At 42.4% G+C, this 15,347-nt stretch carries 13 protein-coding genes; 6 read left to right on the forward strand and 7 right to left on the reverse strand.

The annotated features are described in order from the left end of the window. Positions 1-83: 83 nt before the first annotated feature. Positions 84-1,583, reverse strand: coding sequence for a Gfo/Idh/MocA family oxidoreductase (locus tag AHMF7605_RS20220; protein ID WP_106931841.1), 1,500 nt, complete (start codon positions 1,581-1,583; stop codon positions 84-86). A gap of 311 nt (positions 1,584-1,894) precedes the next feature. On the opposite strand from AHMF7605_RS20220, the gene AHMF7605_RS20225 reads away from it, so the two are divergent. The 4 genes from AHMF7605_RS20225 to AHMF7605_RS20240 all read left to right on the forward strand — a co-directional run bounded on the left by AHMF7605_RS20225 (position 1,895) and on the right by AHMF7605_RS20240 (position 5,775). After that, positions 1,895-2,953 (forward strand): glycosyltransferase, encoded by a 1,059-nt coding sequence (locus AHMF7605_RS20225; RefSeq protein WP_233219197.1) that lies wholly within the window; start codon positions 1,895-1,897, stop codon positions 2,951-2,953. A 152-nt stretch (positions 2,954-3,105) separates the two neighbouring features. Next, positions 3,106-3,363: a hypothetical protein gene (locus tag AHMF7605_RS20230; protein WP_106931843.1), complete on the forward strand. Its 258-nt coding sequence runs from the start codon at positions 3,106-3,108 to the stop codon at positions 3,361-3,363. Between the two features lie 5 nt (positions 3,364-3,368). Beyond that, a complete protein-coding gene (locus tag AHMF7605_RS20235) occupies positions 3,369-4,553 on the forward strand; it encodes an ABC transporter permease (RefSeq protein WP_106931844.1) in 1,185 nt (394 codons plus the stop codon). Positions 4,554-4,569: 16 nt separating this feature from the next. Continuing rightward, the gene (locus AHMF7605_RS20240) at positions 4,570-5,775 is read left to right on the forward strand and encodes a PP2C family protein-serine/threonine phosphatase (protein ID WP_233219198.1); all 1,206 of its coding nucleotides are present in this window, start codon (positions 4,570-4,572) and stop codon (positions 5,773-5,775) included. Positions 5,776-6,116: 341 nt separating this feature from the next. On the opposite strand, the gene AHMF7605_RS31140 is transcribed toward AHMF7605_RS20240, so the two are convergent. From AHMF7605_RS31140 to AHMF7605_RS20270, 6 genes are all read right to left on the reverse strand, one after another. Then, the gene (locus AHMF7605_RS31140; RefSeq protein ID WP_394336239.1) at positions 6,117-6,626 is read right to left on the reverse strand and encodes a glycosyl-4,4'-diaponeurosporenoate acyltransferase CrtO family protein; all 510 of its coding nucleotides are present in this window, start codon (positions 6,624-6,626) and stop codon (positions 6,117-6,119) included. Positions 6,627-6,936: 310 nt separating this feature from the next. Further along, on the reverse strand, positions 6,937-7,785 hold the full coding sequence (locus tag AHMF7605_RS20250; protein WP_106931846.1) for an Rpn family recombination-promoting nuclease/putative transposase: 849 nt from the start codon (positions 7,783-7,785) through the stop codon (positions 6,937-6,939). Positions 7,786-8,075: 290 nt separating this feature from the next. Then, the gene (locus AHMF7605_RS20255) at positions 8,076-8,657 is read right to left on the reverse strand and encodes a hypothetical protein (protein WP_106931847.1); all 582 of its coding nucleotides are present in this window, start codon (positions 8,655-8,657) and stop codon (positions 8,076-8,078) included. 298 nt (positions 8,658-8,955) lie between these two features. Further along, positions 8,956-10,398: an O-antigen ligase family protein gene (locus tag AHMF7605_RS20260; protein WP_106931848.1), complete on the reverse strand. Its 1,443-nt coding sequence runs from the start codon at positions 10,396-10,398 to the stop codon at positions 8,956-8,958. Next, the gene (locus tag AHMF7605_RS20265; protein ID WP_106931849.1) at positions 10,395-11,549 is read right to left on the reverse strand and encodes a GumC domain-containing protein; all 1,155 of its coding nucleotides are present in this window, start codon (positions 11,547-11,549) and stop codon (positions 10,395-10,397) included. Before AHMF7605_RS20265 ends, AHMF7605_RS20260 begins: the two co-directional genes overlap by 4 nt. A 91-nt stretch (positions 11,550-11,640) precedes the next feature. Continuing rightward, positions 11,641-12,402, reverse strand: coding sequence for a class I SAM-dependent methyltransferase (locus AHMF7605_RS20270; protein ID WP_106931850.1), 762 nt, complete (start codon positions 12,400-12,402; stop codon positions 11,641-11,643). Positions 12,403-12,760: 358 nt separating this feature from the next. On the opposite strand from AHMF7605_RS20270, the gene AHMF7605_RS20275 reads away from it, so the two are divergent. Continuing rightward, complete coding sequence (locus tag AHMF7605_RS20275) at positions 12,761-14,167, forward strand: oligosaccharide flippase family protein (RefSeq protein ID WP_262512389.1); 1,407 nt, start codon at positions 12,761-12,763, stop codon at positions 14,165-14,167. Between the two features lie 29 nt (positions 14,168-14,196). Next, positions 14,197-15,339: a glycosyltransferase family 4 protein gene (locus AHMF7605_RS20280; RefSeq protein WP_106931852.1), complete on the forward strand. Its 1,143-nt coding sequence runs from the start codon at positions 14,197-14,199 to the stop codon at positions 15,337-15,339. Positions 15,340-15,347: the final 8 nt, after the last annotated feature.

Below are 15,347 nucleotides of genomic sequence, written 5' to 3' on the forward strand. Positions count from 1 at the left end.
GAAATATAATTTAGCTGCATTAAAAATAAAAAAGGTGGCTTGTTAAATAAGCCACCTTTTGGTAAAAATAATAAAAGTTTATTTTACGCGGTTAAACTCCAGCCGGAACGGTACTCGCGGGTGACAAACGGGTTTGCTTCCGGAGCATTGGTAAACTGCATTTTTGCCGAATCCCACAATAACTTTTTACCGGTGAACCGGGTAGCAATAATACCCAGCAGCATGGTTTCCGTTAAAGGACCAGCATAATCGAAACTAGACGAAGGCTGTTTTTTGCCGTCTTTGGCGCACCGTACCCAATCCATTTCGTGGCTTACATCAATCCGGGGAATAGTTTTAGGTGGTTGCTTGTATTCGGCCATGCGGCTGGCGGGCAATAAGCGTGGATTAGAACCATAGGTTTCGTGCATTAGTTTTCCTTTGTCCCCAATCATGAGTACCCCGCCGCTTTTATCCATATTTTCGTCCGGACCCATTTCCACTGGTTTAGGCGGCATTAAGCCTCCATCGAACCAGGTCAGCGTAACCGGCGGCATATTTTCGCGGGCGGCAAATTCGTAAGTAACCATAGAGCCGCTCGGGTAGGTAGCTAAATCTTGTTTATTAGTACCACCGCCAAAAGGAGTGCTGGTAGCTTCAACGCTTACGGGAGCGCCTAATTTTAAAGCCCAGTTCGGGTGGTCGAGTAAGTGCGCTCCCATATCGCCGAGAGCGCTGGCGCCGTAATCTACCCAACCCCGCCATTTAAACGGATGATAAGCCGGGTTATAAGGCCGCAACGGAGATGGTCCCGAGAATACATCCCAATCTAAGCCTTCCGGAGTAGCAACGGTTTCCGTAGGCCGCGGAATGCCCTGCGGCCAGATGGGGCGATTCGTCCAGGCGTAAACTGTACTTACTTTACCAATAGCTCCATCCCAGATCCATTCATTTATCAGGCGGGCACCTTCACTGGAATGCCCTTGATTACCCATTTGGGTAATAACTTTGTATTTACGGGCTGCTTCGGCCAAGGCCCGGGCTTCGTGTACCGTATAGGTTAAAGGTTTTTGCACGTACACGTGTTTCTTCCGGCGCATGGCGTCCATCGCAATTACAGCGTGCGTATGATCCGGAGTGGCCACTACTACTCCGTCAATATCCTTGTTCATCTTGTCCAGCATTTCGCGGTAATCTTTAAACCGCTTCGCTTTCGGGTACTGAGCTTTAAGTTGGGCGAAATTATTTATCTGATTCGTTATATTTTGCCGGTCTTTATCGGTAGTAGCATCTTTTAGCCGGGCTTGTGCTTTTTCGGCATCGCTGGTTAATCGGTCAAAAGCTTTACCCGCAAAATCCCAATCTACATCGCAAAGCGCTACAATATTCTGGCTCGATAAATTAAGCAGGTTAGCCCGTCCCATGCCCCCAACGCCAACCCCGGCAACATTAAATTTATCGCTGGGGGCTACAAAGCCGGGGCCACCCAGTACGTGCCGCGGAAAAATATAAAAAGAAGCGGCCGTTAAAGCGGCTCCTTTAATAAAATCGCGTCGGTTGAAAGCTTTTTTACTTTGTTCTGAAGTATTTTGCTGGTCTTCCATTTGAAAAAATATAGGGATTTTTAAGTTAAAATAAATAGCCCAAACAGGTCACCATCCGGGAGTTTGTTTTTGCATAGATTGTCATAATATTACATTTAATTTAGAAAACAAGCTACTTTCATTAAAGAAAAAATATTTTAAACGGCAGTTTTTCTTCAGATAGTAATAAAATAATAGCAAATCCATTTCTTCAATATAAGCCCATGTTTTTTCTCCTGATCTGTTGGAGTTTCTTGTTGATTTATGCCTGGATTATACTCCGGCGTTGGCGAGCCTGGCTTCATTTATCTCCCGTAGAGAATTCTTTGAAAATGCCACAAACTCAATTATCCGTGCTTATTCCGGTGCGCAATGAGGCTGCTCCTATTAGCGATTTATTGCGGGATTTAGAACAACAGACGTACCCGAAACAAAACTTTGAAGTGCTGGTTATGGATGATAACTCCGAGGATGAAACCGCGGCAGAAGTAAGAGCCTTTCAGGAGAAAAGTAACTTATCCCTACGTTTAATTTGTTTACAGGATTACCCGGGTTTGCGGCAAAAGAAAGCGGCTATTACAAAAGGCGTAGCACTTGCTACCGGCGAATTAATGGTGCAAACCGATGGAGATTGTCGGGTAACTCCGGACTGGCTTTTTACCTTGGCGCAGCACTACGAGCGTACCCATGCACGTTGTATAAGTGGCCCGGTGTGTCTTTCTTCGGATGGCTCCTGGTTTGAGGGAATGCAGGTAGTCGAGTTTGCCAGTTTAATAGGAATTGGCGGCGCTTCGATAGCTCTAGGAAAACCAAATATGTGTAACGGCGCCAATTTAGCTTATAGCCGTCAGGCTTTTCTGGAAGTACAAGGTTTTACGGGTAATGCGCACGTCGCATCCGGCGATGATGAGTTTTTGATGCACAAAATTGCTGATTATTATTCGGGTAAAGTAAGTTTTTTAAAAGATAAACGGGCGATAGTTTCTACGGCGGCGCAAAAAACAATAACCGCGTTTTTTAATCAACGCATACGCTGGGCGAGTAAATGGCCCAACTACTCCGGGTGGTCGGTTAAATTATTAGCTATTCTGGTGTTTGGCGTAAACTTTTTACTTTTTCTGGCATTTTTAGCGTGGTTGTGCGGTGGATTAGCTAACGAGCAATTGGCCGCGCTATTTGGTTTTAAACTGAGTATAGATGGAATCTTTTTGTTGTCGGTACTGCATTTTTTAAACCGTAAAAAGTATATTTTTTACCTGGCGCCTCTTCAGTTGGTGTACATTCCTTACGTGTTGTATACTGCCTTGCGGGGCCTGCGGGGCACTTACCATTGGAAAGGTAGAAAAGTAAGTAATAAGGCCACAAAAACAAGTAGCCCGAAGGCTTACTAAATCTTGTTCGCAGGGAATAGCCAAGTGTTTGCGAAGTGAAGAAATGAGTTTTATGCTGGTTATAAAAATAGGTGAAAAAAGTAAAAATATGTATCTTGTAGGTTACAGTAGCTTGTCCAATACCCTGATTTAGATAAATATAACCTGGTAGTATGACGGAAATTGAATTTGAGATTATGGATGAGCTTTACTTTGTAACTTCTTTTCAGCAATTAGGAAATGCCCTGTTGCGGACCCACGAAGAATTATGCCATAGCTTGCAGGACCTGGTTGTGCGTGGGTATGTAAAATGTTTTTACCCGGATCCGGATACGGAAATAGAATACAATCAAGTTAAATTTAGTAAAGAGTGTCAGCAGTATTATTTTCTGGCTACTAAAGCCGGATTAATGGTTCATAATTCGCGGTAAGGCTCATGATTATTACCTCCATAGTAGCGCACTCACCGGCTTATTACGTTAAAAAGCGCTTACGGCAAAATATACCCGCTATGGTTGGGTTCTTTTTTATTTTGTTAGCGTTGATTATGGCTTTATTGGGTTACACCATAATGCCGGATGCTAGCCCAAATGCCAATCATTCCATCGTTCAACTACAAAAAAAAGAGCCCGGTTTTTCCGTGTTAATGTTGCGGCTGAAAAAAGTACCGGCCCAACCAAATGCTACTATCCTGCAAAAATGGCTGTTCGGGCAGGAGCTGCCTTATCACGAAATTCCGGTGCAAAGTTTTCGGATGAGTGGTAAATCTATCCGGATAAACCCGTACGTAAATAAACATTCTTTGCCGGAGCAAATACGGATTTTCTCGCTAAACGAGGTTTTTGGCTTGGAATTAAGTAACTTAGAGGTACAACAATTAAGCCCCGCCGTCCTGCAAGAAAAGGTAAAAGAAACTTCTTTGTTTTATAAAACTTATTTGTTAGGCACGGACCGTGCGGGCCGGGATGTATTAAGTCGTTTACTATTAGGTACCCGCATTTCATTGGGTATTGGATTAGTGGCCGTTTTAATTTCGGTTAGTTTAGGTATTGTAGTGGGAGCGGTAGCGGGTTACTTTGGCGGCTGGGTAGATAAAACGATGTTGTTTTTAATGACTGTAGTTTGGTCTATTCCCGGTATTATGCTAGTTATTGCCATTAGTTTGGCGTTTGATAGCCGGGGAGTATGGGTTTCTTTTGTGGCCGTGGGCTTAACTATGTGGGTAGATGTAGCTCGATTGGTGCGCGGCCAATTTTTAAGTATCAAAGAAAAAGCCTATATTGAAGCGGGTAGAATATTGGGTTTACCTCAAAGCCGACTTATTTTCCGGCATATTCTGCCAAACCTGATGGGCCCTTTAATTGTTATAGGAACTGCCAATTTTGCGGCCGCTATTTTAATGGAAGCCGGTTTAAGTTTTTTAGGATTAGGCGTGCAGCCGCCCGCTCCGTCCTGGGGAATGATGGTAAACGAAGGCTTTCAGCTTATTGGTACCAAGGCCGGTTTATTTTTGGTAGTGCTTCCGAGTATATGTATTAGTTTGCTGGTTTTATCTTTTAATTTGCTTGGCAACGGGCTACGCGACGCTTATGACCCCCAATTACTTATCCACAATGCCTGAAATAAACGTAAAGTTTATGAAGAAAGAGCTCGACCTGAAAAAGTTGGAGCTATCGGCGTTGCTGGAAGTAACGCAGGCCATTAACGGTAATTTAACGGATCAGGCGCTTTACAAAATTTACCATTTTACTTTGCTGGCCCAATTGCAGATTTCCCGTTTAGGTTTGTTTGTGCTGGAAGATAACTGGGAGTGTAAAGTAAATTTTGGCACTAATTACGACTTTAAAAATGCTGCTGCCTTACCGCCGGCCATTACTTGTTTAACCGAAATCAGCTACATTACCGATTTAAACTTGGATGCGCATTGGAGTGAATTCGAGACGGTTGTACCCATCCTGCAAAATCGTAAAATTCTGGCTTTTGTCTTAATTGGTAATTCGCAGGCGTATTATTCTACTTTGGGCGCTTTGTCGTTTGTACAAACCTTAAGTAATATTATTCTGGTAGCCATGCAGAACCGGCGTATGGCGCGTTTGCGCTTAGCCGAAGAAGCAATCCGGAACGAGATAAAAATTGCCCGCGAGGTGCAAACCATGCTTTTCCCAAAGTCGTTGCCCAACGACGAGGCAGTAGCTATTCATGCTAGTTACTTACCCCATTCTTCTATTGGCGGCGATTACTACGATTACGTTCCGATTAATGAAGACCAGTTCTTATTTTGTATTGCCGATGTTTCGGGCAAAGGAGTACCGGCTTCCTTACTCATGTCAAATTTCCAAGCGGGTTTACGCACTATTTTGCGCCAGAATCCGAATCTGCTTACCGTAGTAACCGAGCTCAATCACCTGATTTACTGCAATGCGATTGCCGAAAAATTTGTTACCGCTTTTTTCGGTATTTACAACCGCCGCACCAACGTACTGAGCTACGTAAATGCCGGCCACAATTCACCGGTATTACTGCACGAAAATAATACCATTCAGTTGCTCACCGAAGGATGCACCATGTTGGGGATTTTTGAGTCTTTGCCCTTTATATCGGTTACGGAGGTGCCTATTCCGAATAAATCGTTAATTATGTGTTATACCGATGGTTTAACCGAAGTTTTTAACACCGACGAAGACGAATACGGCTTAGAGAATACCATCAAGTTCTTGCAAAACTACCGCTACCTACCCCTGCCCAAACTGCACGAAGAACTGCTCGAAGAAATTAAACAACATAACCAAGGCAGTACCAATTTTCACGACGATATTACCTTGCTTTCCTGTCGGTTTAAGTAAATTAGTTTATAGACCATAGTCGATAGTCTACGGACGACAGAAATAAAAGCTGTTAGAGAATCAGTTCTTGACAAAGATTTAGGCTTTGCGAAGAAGGAAATAATGCAAAATACCTATTGCGCCCGATAAATAAGTATTGCTGATGGTGGGTGAGTTGAGAAACGTTTGCCTAATAGCCGAAGCTCATTCTCAATTTAAAAATTAAGAATTTGTTCTGCTGTTTAAAGTAGTTCTTTCCGCTTGAGCCAAAGCGGATAGCGATATACAGCCAATTTCTTTAGCGTCCAACTCCACTATCAGCAATACTATTGTTAGCGCCTGGCAATCTTGCTACTATACATTCACAAAAGCTTTTCATCTGATACGGCAGATTTTAATTTTACCCGAATGTATTGCTGCAAAAGGTTTGGGTATATGTTATAAAGCAGGTTGCCTATTGTTATGACTAATACCCAATAATACTGTTTTTGAAACCCGGCATACAGGGTAACCATTGTAAAAAACAGAAACAAGGAAAAATGAAATTTTTCAAAAAAATAAGTTTGGTAGTATTGCTTCCTTATTGATGTTCTAGTATTTGAAATTACCTTAAAATTTGGATACTTCTTTTTTATCATTTTATTGAGTATACTTCCGTTCTGGGCGAAGGTATTTACGTACTTCACTCCAATTTTTTTATACCAATCAGCTTTCTTACTCAGTTGTATTCTATCGAAGAATGAATGGGGAAAGAAGATTGGTGCAAGACTAACTCCTAATAGAATACAGGTTGCTTTTGGCGCTAGGAAAGTGTAGCAAAATATGGTAATTGGGATACCAAACAAGGCTGTCCAGAGTAAATTGGGGATCATATTGTAAATCCCTACTATCCTTTTTATTTTTTGCAATTCCTTTTGTTCAGAGGAAGCCAATGTCTAGTTACAATTTGTACAAAGTTAGAATTATCTAATGCAGTTAACGTTTTGAAACTTTACGTTTGTGGGAATTCAAAAACGTCAGCCGACAGCTGAAGCGCATAATAATTTAAAAGTTGAAGGTAAGAACTAAAGCTACATTATTAACGTCGAGCCGAAATCGAAACTGATAAGAGAGCTACAGCCAACTGCCCCAACGTCCCGCCCCACTTTTGGCAATACTCGTGTTGAGCGTAGCGCATTTCGGCTACAGCTTATCAATCTCGCTTTCAGAAAGTCCGGTTAGTTTGATAATGTCAGCAGTTGAAAGCCCCATTTGTTTGGCTAATTTAGCTACTTCTATTTTTCCTTCTATTTTTCCTTCTATTTTCCCTTCATCAAAAGCAGTGTCAATAACGCCTTTCAAGTCCCGGTAAGTTTTCAGACTGTTTTCGTAGCTATCTAATTCTGCTTGGTCAAATTTAGCCAGTTCTGCTTTTGCAAAAGCTTGTATAAAAACTTCATCCTTGAAAATTGCTGGTATGGTTTGGAAGTCTTCCAGATGCTTGATGAAATAGAGCCACTTGTCCAAACGGGTTTTTAATTCTTCTTCTGTCTGCTCAAAATTGGGCATCTCCAAATAAATGTAGGTCAGCTTATCGTAAAAAGTCTTCCCATTTTGGTCCTTTAACGTAATGGTATGAACCACTTCGCTTTTCTCTGGTTCGTTTTCGTAATCGTCAAAGGTAAAGTCTAAAATACCTACACAATAAACCGCTTTCAGATTATAGTTCCAGTCGCCTCTTTCTGCTTGTTCCCGAATAGGAAAGGTTGAATAGTAGATAGTCCTTTCCTTAAAATAGTTCTGTTTGGCTTTTTGTAGTTCTACAATAAACTTTTCACCTTTCTCATTTTCGCAATAGATATCGTAAATAGCTTTCCTGTCGGCTTCGGTTTGCCCTAATTGCTCGGTATTTTTAAAGTTCAGGTTAATAATCTTGTTGTGTTGCGCCAAAAGGGCATTCAGAAAATCAAGTAAAAGAGGTTTGCTGGCTTCTTCTCCGAAGATTTTTTTAAAGCCAAAGTCTGTAAATGGGTTAATATATTTTGCCTTCATTCTGTTAGTCTGCCGAGTCGCAATTTACCCAGTTCTTGTTTCTTTTCTGTTTGTTCTTTTTAAGCTGTCAAGCCGCCTTACGCCCAACGAGCAGTGCTTTATGCAGGTTGGGAAATAGTATTCCGTCTGCCCACAACCGCTGCTGATTGAAATAATAAAGTTGAATTTAAGAACTAAAGTAGAAAGTTGTTTGTCCAGCCCGAACCATAGCCTGGATTTACAATTGGCTGATGTTTGCTGGTCATGCCCAACTTGCATAAAACCCGATGTTGTACGGTCGTTTTTGTCACCTAAAAAAAAAATTTGTCGTTAAGGTGTTCTGATAAATATTTTATTTCGGTAATTCCAGCTTCGCTATCAAACTCTTCAACTACGTCAAAGTAGTCAACTCTTTCCATAAACATTCTTTCGCCAAGAAGATTCATTAAAATAATTTCAACAATTAATTCTTTTGTATCCTTATCGTACTCCATTAGGTTTTCAGCCTTAACAAGGACTTCGATTTTGCCGTCTTTGTATTTTAATAAAACATATTCCCACTCGCTTGCATCGACAGAGATATTATCGTGACTTAATTCTAATAAATACCAATTTTCTTTAGGTTGTTTTGTAGAATAGAATTCCCATTTATCAACTGTCGGAGCTTTGCTTATGATTTGCTCTGTCAACTGTAGCAATGCTGGACTGCCTTTTGGAGAAATTGTCAATGAGTTTTCCTTTGATTGTCCTGGACCGATTTCCCAATTCAAGTCCCAGCTGGAAATTGTCTCATCAAGTCTTTGGAGAATTGTGGGCTCGTAATTGTCAGATTCTAGTTTGTCTTTATTGTCAACAAACCACTTCCAAAAATTTATTACTTCTTTGTCTTGCATTGTTGCGGAGAAGGATGTTCTTTTAAAATGCCGTACAACTTGTTAATATACGCCTATTTTCGAGATAAGTCAAAAGTTGTATTGCCGCAAGTTTCTGTAACTTTTATTCTCAGAAATAAGGATAGAACCATCTTTTCGGAAGTTTTATATGGCAAACAATATAAAATACGCGTAACGCTATTAACCATAAATTTCTGGTAACAATGCAAAATGCGTACTGCGGTTTTACTAGCCAACCTACAGCTAAGAGCCTTGTAACAATAAATCATAATACGAAATAAAAACTACCCACAGGCCACTAATTAACTGTTCTCTCGGCCGTCCACTCATCCAACCGTATTAAAACTGCAAGCGAAAGGTAAAACAAAGAACCAATTTTATCGGTTTCGAGCAACTCGTTCAGGAAAAGATGGACGGCAATTATAAATATACATAAGGCTACTGCCAAAACGGTTCTTCTGTGCTCGGGCTGAGTAGTGCGGTGGTAGATTTTTTCGGGCAGCAATAAAATATAACCCATAAAAATTAAAAACAGAATGCCGCCTACATAACCTTGCTCCGCGAATTGCAGCAGAAAATAATTATGAACCGTGGATTGTTCCGGGTTGTCGCTGACGTAGGTGGTAAACCGGCTAACCGTATATTTCAAATATTCCGGGTAAAAAGTATTCGGTCCGCTGCCGGTAAAGGGCCGGTCGGCAATCATACGGGCGGCGGCAATCCAGCGGTAAACGCGCTCCATGCCCGACACATCGCGTAAGGTATAAGTCGCCTGTAAGTGTTTCCGGATATCGTCTTTATTAAAAATAGTTTTCTCGTACTCCGGGGCGTATTGCATGTACCGATAATTGGCGCTCAGGTAAATAACTGCGGCCAAACTAATAAGTAAAATACAAGCCAGCAAGTAACGGGTGAGGCGGAACCGGATCACCAAACCATATAATACAGCTAAAGGTAAACTCAACCAGGAGGCCCGGGTATACGAGGCTAGCACTCCGGCCAGCAGTAAACAACTAATAATACCCGGTATAATGCGTCCGCGAGTTGTTTTTTGCTGTAAGGTTAGATAGACCGCATACGGCAGGGCGGCGGCGGACAGTACGCCGTACATAACGTGGTTCCGGAGAAAAGGCGCAACTATTTTGTTGGCGGCAGCAAACGTAAAACCCACGGCTGCGTGCCGGATTAAAGTAATGGTTACGACTACCCCCAAGGCGCTAATAAGAAAGTAAAGAAACCGCCGCCAGGTAGCTGGATTTTGAACGAGATCGCCGGCCAGAAAAACAAAAACCAATAAATACCAGGTTTTGGCTACCAGGTATTTTCCCGAGCGTAAATAATCAGCGGAGAATAAAGTGGTTACAACTGACCACAGAAAGAATAGCAGCAATAGCTTAATTAAAGGATGCTGCATTAAATGCTTATCCGGATTTTTGCCGAGGAGCCACGAGCCCACATAACAAGCGGCGAGTAAGATAATAAGCGGTTCCGAAAATAAATCGGTGCCAAAGCCACCGGGCAAATCCACCTCCATCGAAAAAGGAATAGCCAGCAAAAGCAGATAAAAGAGTACCGCATAATTAGTAAGTGCAATGCCCAGAACCACTAGAGCCAGAGGTGGAATCAGGAAATAAATATTTTGCTTATAAATGGCCAGGGAAATAGTAGCCAATAATAACGCACTAAAAGCCAGGTAAATTTTTAGCGGTCCATTACCGGTAGAGGGCCCAACGAAAATCATGCGTAGAATCGTTCGCGGCGAAAAGATTTTTGGCGCTCTAAAACACTAACCACTACCACCGACAGTAAAAAGGTTAAAAACGTAGCGCCTGCCACCATTAACCACCGGATAGGTTTTACTTTTTTAAGGGCCGGAGTAGCAGGCTGCACGAGGTACAAAGAACTGGTTTGGTTTTGCAAGGCCAGCTTCGCGTCTTCGTAAAGTTGCCGGGCTTTCAGGTATTCTTCCCGCCGGCTGTTAAAAATAGCTTCCAGGCGGGTTACTTCGTCGGTGCCGGCCAGGTACGATTCCAGGTTGATGCTGCTGCCGGAAGTGGAACTTTTTAACGCGCTTGCGGCGGCCTCTAAACCTTTTATCTCGGCTTTTAAAGTAATTACTTTGGGGTTAGACGCCGGGAGTTGCGCCTGGTAGCTTTTTAAAGTAGCCCGAGCTTGCCGTAGGTCGGTTTCGGTTTGTACCAAGCGTTCGGCCAGGTAGCGGCTTTCGGGGCGGCTTTCGTGCTCGGCAGTAGAAGCGCCAAAAATACCGTATTGCCGCCGGGCGGTAAGCAACGAGTCCTGCGTTTTGTGTAATTCTTTTTGTAAAAATTGTTGCCGTTGCGCGTACGAGTTAACTATTTTCTGCTGATTGGTGAGCGTCAGCTGTTGGTTAATAACGTCAATCTGGTGGGTAATAGCGTTCGCTACCCGGGCGGCAAAATACTTATCCGCATCGTCGAAAGATACTTGTACCGCCGAACGGTTGTTTTGGGCAATCGAGTAATTGTACAAAAATTCTTCGAGTACTTTTTGTTGGATTTTATCGGAAGTATCGTTGGCCGGATAACGGTAGTGCCGCGCGAACTTAAATTGTTGAATAATATGCCGCAGCAAGGGTTCGGATTGGCCAATACTAATCAGCCGGTCGGCATCGTCGGAGCTCATGCTCAAGGTTAATTTTTCGCCGTTCAGGATAAACGCCGGATTTAACGTTGTTTCCAGGTCGGGCAAATTGGTAGGGTAAAATATAGCCGTAGACCGGTAAATATTGGGGAGCAACAAAGCGGTAATAGCACTTATAATACAAGCGGCTAAGGTAACTCCCAAAATCGGCCAGCGCCATTTTTGCACCAGGGGCAAATAACCAGCTAAATAGTGTTCGGTGGCAGCCATCCAAATTTAAAATTTACTTCTTACAATCAAATTTATTTAAAATTTACTAAAATATTTTGGCTCTGCTACCCATACAAGTATTTTTTAACTTTTACTTTACCTTCTGGAACTCCATTTTAGTAACTTCTCTTTTCTGAATCCAGAATTTATCAATAATCCGGGTAATGGGCAAAGTGAAATCTTCCAGCAGCAGCGATAATTTATTCAAAGGCTCTCCTTCCGCGCGGGTTCTAGGGTTCAATACCTTACGGATAGCGCCGCAAACGTAATAACTGGCATGAATAGGTAAATACTGCGTCGCCACTAATTGAAAGCCTTTATTTTTTAGAATAGTGGCGTAGGTACTTACGGGTCGACCCATGTTTAACTCATCACCTTTTTCAGTAATTTCGGTTCTTTCAAATAAAATAACTTTATCCCGCGATACTCTACCCATTTCTTCCAGGTACAATTTAAACATTTCGTAATTGGTATTGTGCTGTAAAACCGTAACGGAATATACCAAATCAATGGAATTATCGGGGAGCGGGATGCCGGTGCCATTGGTTTTAATTAACTCGGCCGGATAGTTTTTTAAATTTTCGGCGGCTAATTGCAGCATGTTTTCGGAAATATCTACGCCTACCAGTCGGGCGGGCTGGTGTTGGGCGACTACTTTTAAATTACCTCCCGGACCGCTGCCCAACTCCATCACCGATTTTCCTTTAAAATCCAGTTTATGAAAAAGCTTTAAAAATTGCTGGCGTTTGTAGACGTAATAAGGTTCATCGTCGCCCGCTATTACATTACCCTTGTTTCTTTTGGTAATTTCCTGGGCCACTTTCGACCAATACTTCTCGGGTTGGTAATTCATGTTAAAAAATTTGTTCTCGCAATATAAAACATATACGAAGCAGCCTTAGTACAGCTACCGGAAAACGACTTGCTCAATTTGTAACGAAACTACCTCGAGTATTCTTTAAATAGTTTTCATACAATCCATTTAAAATTAAACTACGGCAGAATTTAGGAGTGGTAAATAGTCTGCTCTTACTGATATCTAATTATTACTCCTTGCTAACCGCCTCCAGACACGTATCTTTGTTTTTTGAATAAACGGCGTACTTCGTTAAACTGAACGAATAATTTAAAAACGAAACAGTTTAATGGCTCCTCAAAAATAATTAAAACGTAAACCTACCTGCTAATTTATTAAAAAGCTACTCGGAAATATCAGTTTTGTGGTGCTGCTCAATTTGCTCGTGAAACCCATTTGGCTGGTTTTAGAAAATAACGTGCAAAACCAAATGGGGCACGCGGCTTTTGGTACTTTTGCGGCGCTCTTTTCTTTTACTTTTATTTTTACCTCTTTCACCGACCTAGGTATTTACCATTATTTTACAAAACAAATGGCAGCCGTACCTACTTTTATGGCAACGCACCTACCGGTAGTTTTGCCATTTAAAACCCTGATATCATTCCTTTTTCCTTTTGTAATGTTGCTCGCCGGTTGGGGCATCGGGTACCGGGCCGAGCAGTTGTATTATCTTACGTTAATTGGTTTCATTTTTACGTTTACCCAGTTTACCCAGTTTTTACGCGGCGCGCTGCAAGCCCACCAGTTCTTTAATCTCGATTCAATAATATCAGTACTGGAGCGATTTTTTTTAATTTTCATCATTATCGTGCTGCTTTACCTGGGAATTACCCTGGAAAATTACGTGTACGCCCGATTAACTTCGGTACTGCTGGCTTTTGGGGTTTTATGCCTGTTTTTTCGTAAAAAATTTGGTTCTTTTCCGGCTAAATGGGATTGGCAACAGTTGAGTTTTATTTTAAAAGCGAGCCTCCCTTTTGCTATTATTAATTTGGTAAACGGTATTAACGAAAAAATTGATATGGTAATGCTGGAGCGTTTGGCCTCGAGCCGGGAAGCGGGCATTTACGCGGGTGCCTACCGGTGGGTAGATGCCGTTATGATGTATCTATGGACGGTATTGCCTATTTTCTTCGCTAAATTTGCGGCTCACCAAAAGCAACCGCTGGAACAGCAAAAGTTGCTGCATTTCGGGCAGGCGATTGTGAGCGTACCCATAATTTTCGTGAGCGTTTTTGTGTTTTTTTACGGCGAAAAGCTATTCTGGCAATTCAGTAATTCGTCGCCCGCCGAGCTAAGCTTAATGCGCTTAAACCTCCGGATTTTATTTGCGAACGTGTGCGTACACGGTTTTTTTGCCATTTACGCCAACATTCTCACGGCCAGTAACCGGGAATTAGCAGTGAGTAAACTGGTAGCGCTTAGTATTGTGGTAAATGTTACCCTTAATTTTATTTTTATTCCGGTTTATGGTTCATTAGCGGCGGCGGTAAATACTCTTTTTAGTGCCGTGCTGGTTTCAGGTGGCTATTTGCTTTACTTAAGGCCAAAATTAAACATTCCGGTGCCCGGAAAACTTATTTTAAAATTGTTACTAAGTGCCGGAGCACTTAGCGGAATATTTTACGGATTATTGTTAATTTGTGCCATCTGGTGGGTAAATACTATCCTGGCCGGCTTGGCGTTTTTAGGAATATTGATTGTAACCCGGGTTATCCGGCTCGCCGACCTAAGGGCCAACCTGCTCCAAAGAGAAAAATAAAATCGTATTCGGATACCCCTTAGTTTTACATGAGAATAGCCGTAAATGCCCGCATTTTGTTAGCTGATAAATTAGAAGGAATGGGTAAGTTTACGCACGAAGTATTACGGCTTTTGGTCGTGCAGCATCCCGAACACGAGTTTTTCTTTTTATTCGACCGGCCTTACGATGCGCAATTTATATACGCCGCCAACGTAACCCCCATTATAGTATACCCACCGGCCCGGCATCCGTTTTTATTTTACGTTTGGTTCGAGCTGATGCTGCCGCGGGTATTACGCCAAATAAAACCGGATGTATTTTTTTCGCCGGATAACTTTACCACCTTGCGCACCCACGTGCCCCGGGTTACGGTCATTCACGATTTGGCTTATCTGCATTTCCCAGCCGAAAAGAAATTCTTCGATCGCCGGTATTACCAAAAATTTATGCCTCGTTTTGCCGAGGCTTCGCGCCTTATTCTTACCGTATCGGAGTTCTCCAGAAAAGATATTATGAAGAGTTTTCATCTGCCTCCGGCTAAAGTAAAGGTAGCGCCTTGTGGGGTATCCGATTTTTTTAAACCCACTCTTTTTGCGCAGCAAATTGAAATCCGGCAAAAGTACTGCGCCGGCGAAATGTATTTTGTGTTTGTGGGAGCCTTACAACCCCGTAAAAATCTGGTTACCCTTTTTAAAGCCTTTGATGCCTTTAAGAATTTAACGCGCAGCGAAGTAAAACTGGTAATAGTAGGCCGGAAAGCCTGGAAAGCCAACGCCATTGTAAAAGCCTACGAAGCCATGACGCATAAAACCGAGGTAATATTTACCGGCCGGGTTTCTGATGCGGAAGTACGGCAGTTGTACGGGTCGGCGGTGGCGCTCGTGTTTGCTTCTTTATTCGAAGGTTTTGGCTTACCTATTCTGGAGGCGCAGAAATGTGATTGCCCGGTTATTACCAGTACTACCAGCTCTATGGCAGAAGTAGCTGCCGAGAGTGCCTTGTTGGTAGATCCTCTGTCGCCGGAAGCAATCTGCCAGGCTTTGGTGCAATTGTACCATTATCCGGAAAGGCGAGACTATTACATTCGGCGGGGGCGCGAAAATTGTTGCCGTTATACCTGGCAGCAAACCGCCGATTTAATTTATCAAGGGCTACAGGAATCTTTAGAAATACCAAAAATTTCTTCTTAGCAGGTAAT

Source organism: Adhaeribacter arboris (genome assembly GCF_003023845.1).
In the GTDB taxonomy this organism is placed as follows: Bacteria; Bacteroidota; Bacteroidia; order Cytophagales; family Hymenobacteraceae; genus Adhaeribacter; species Adhaeribacter arboris.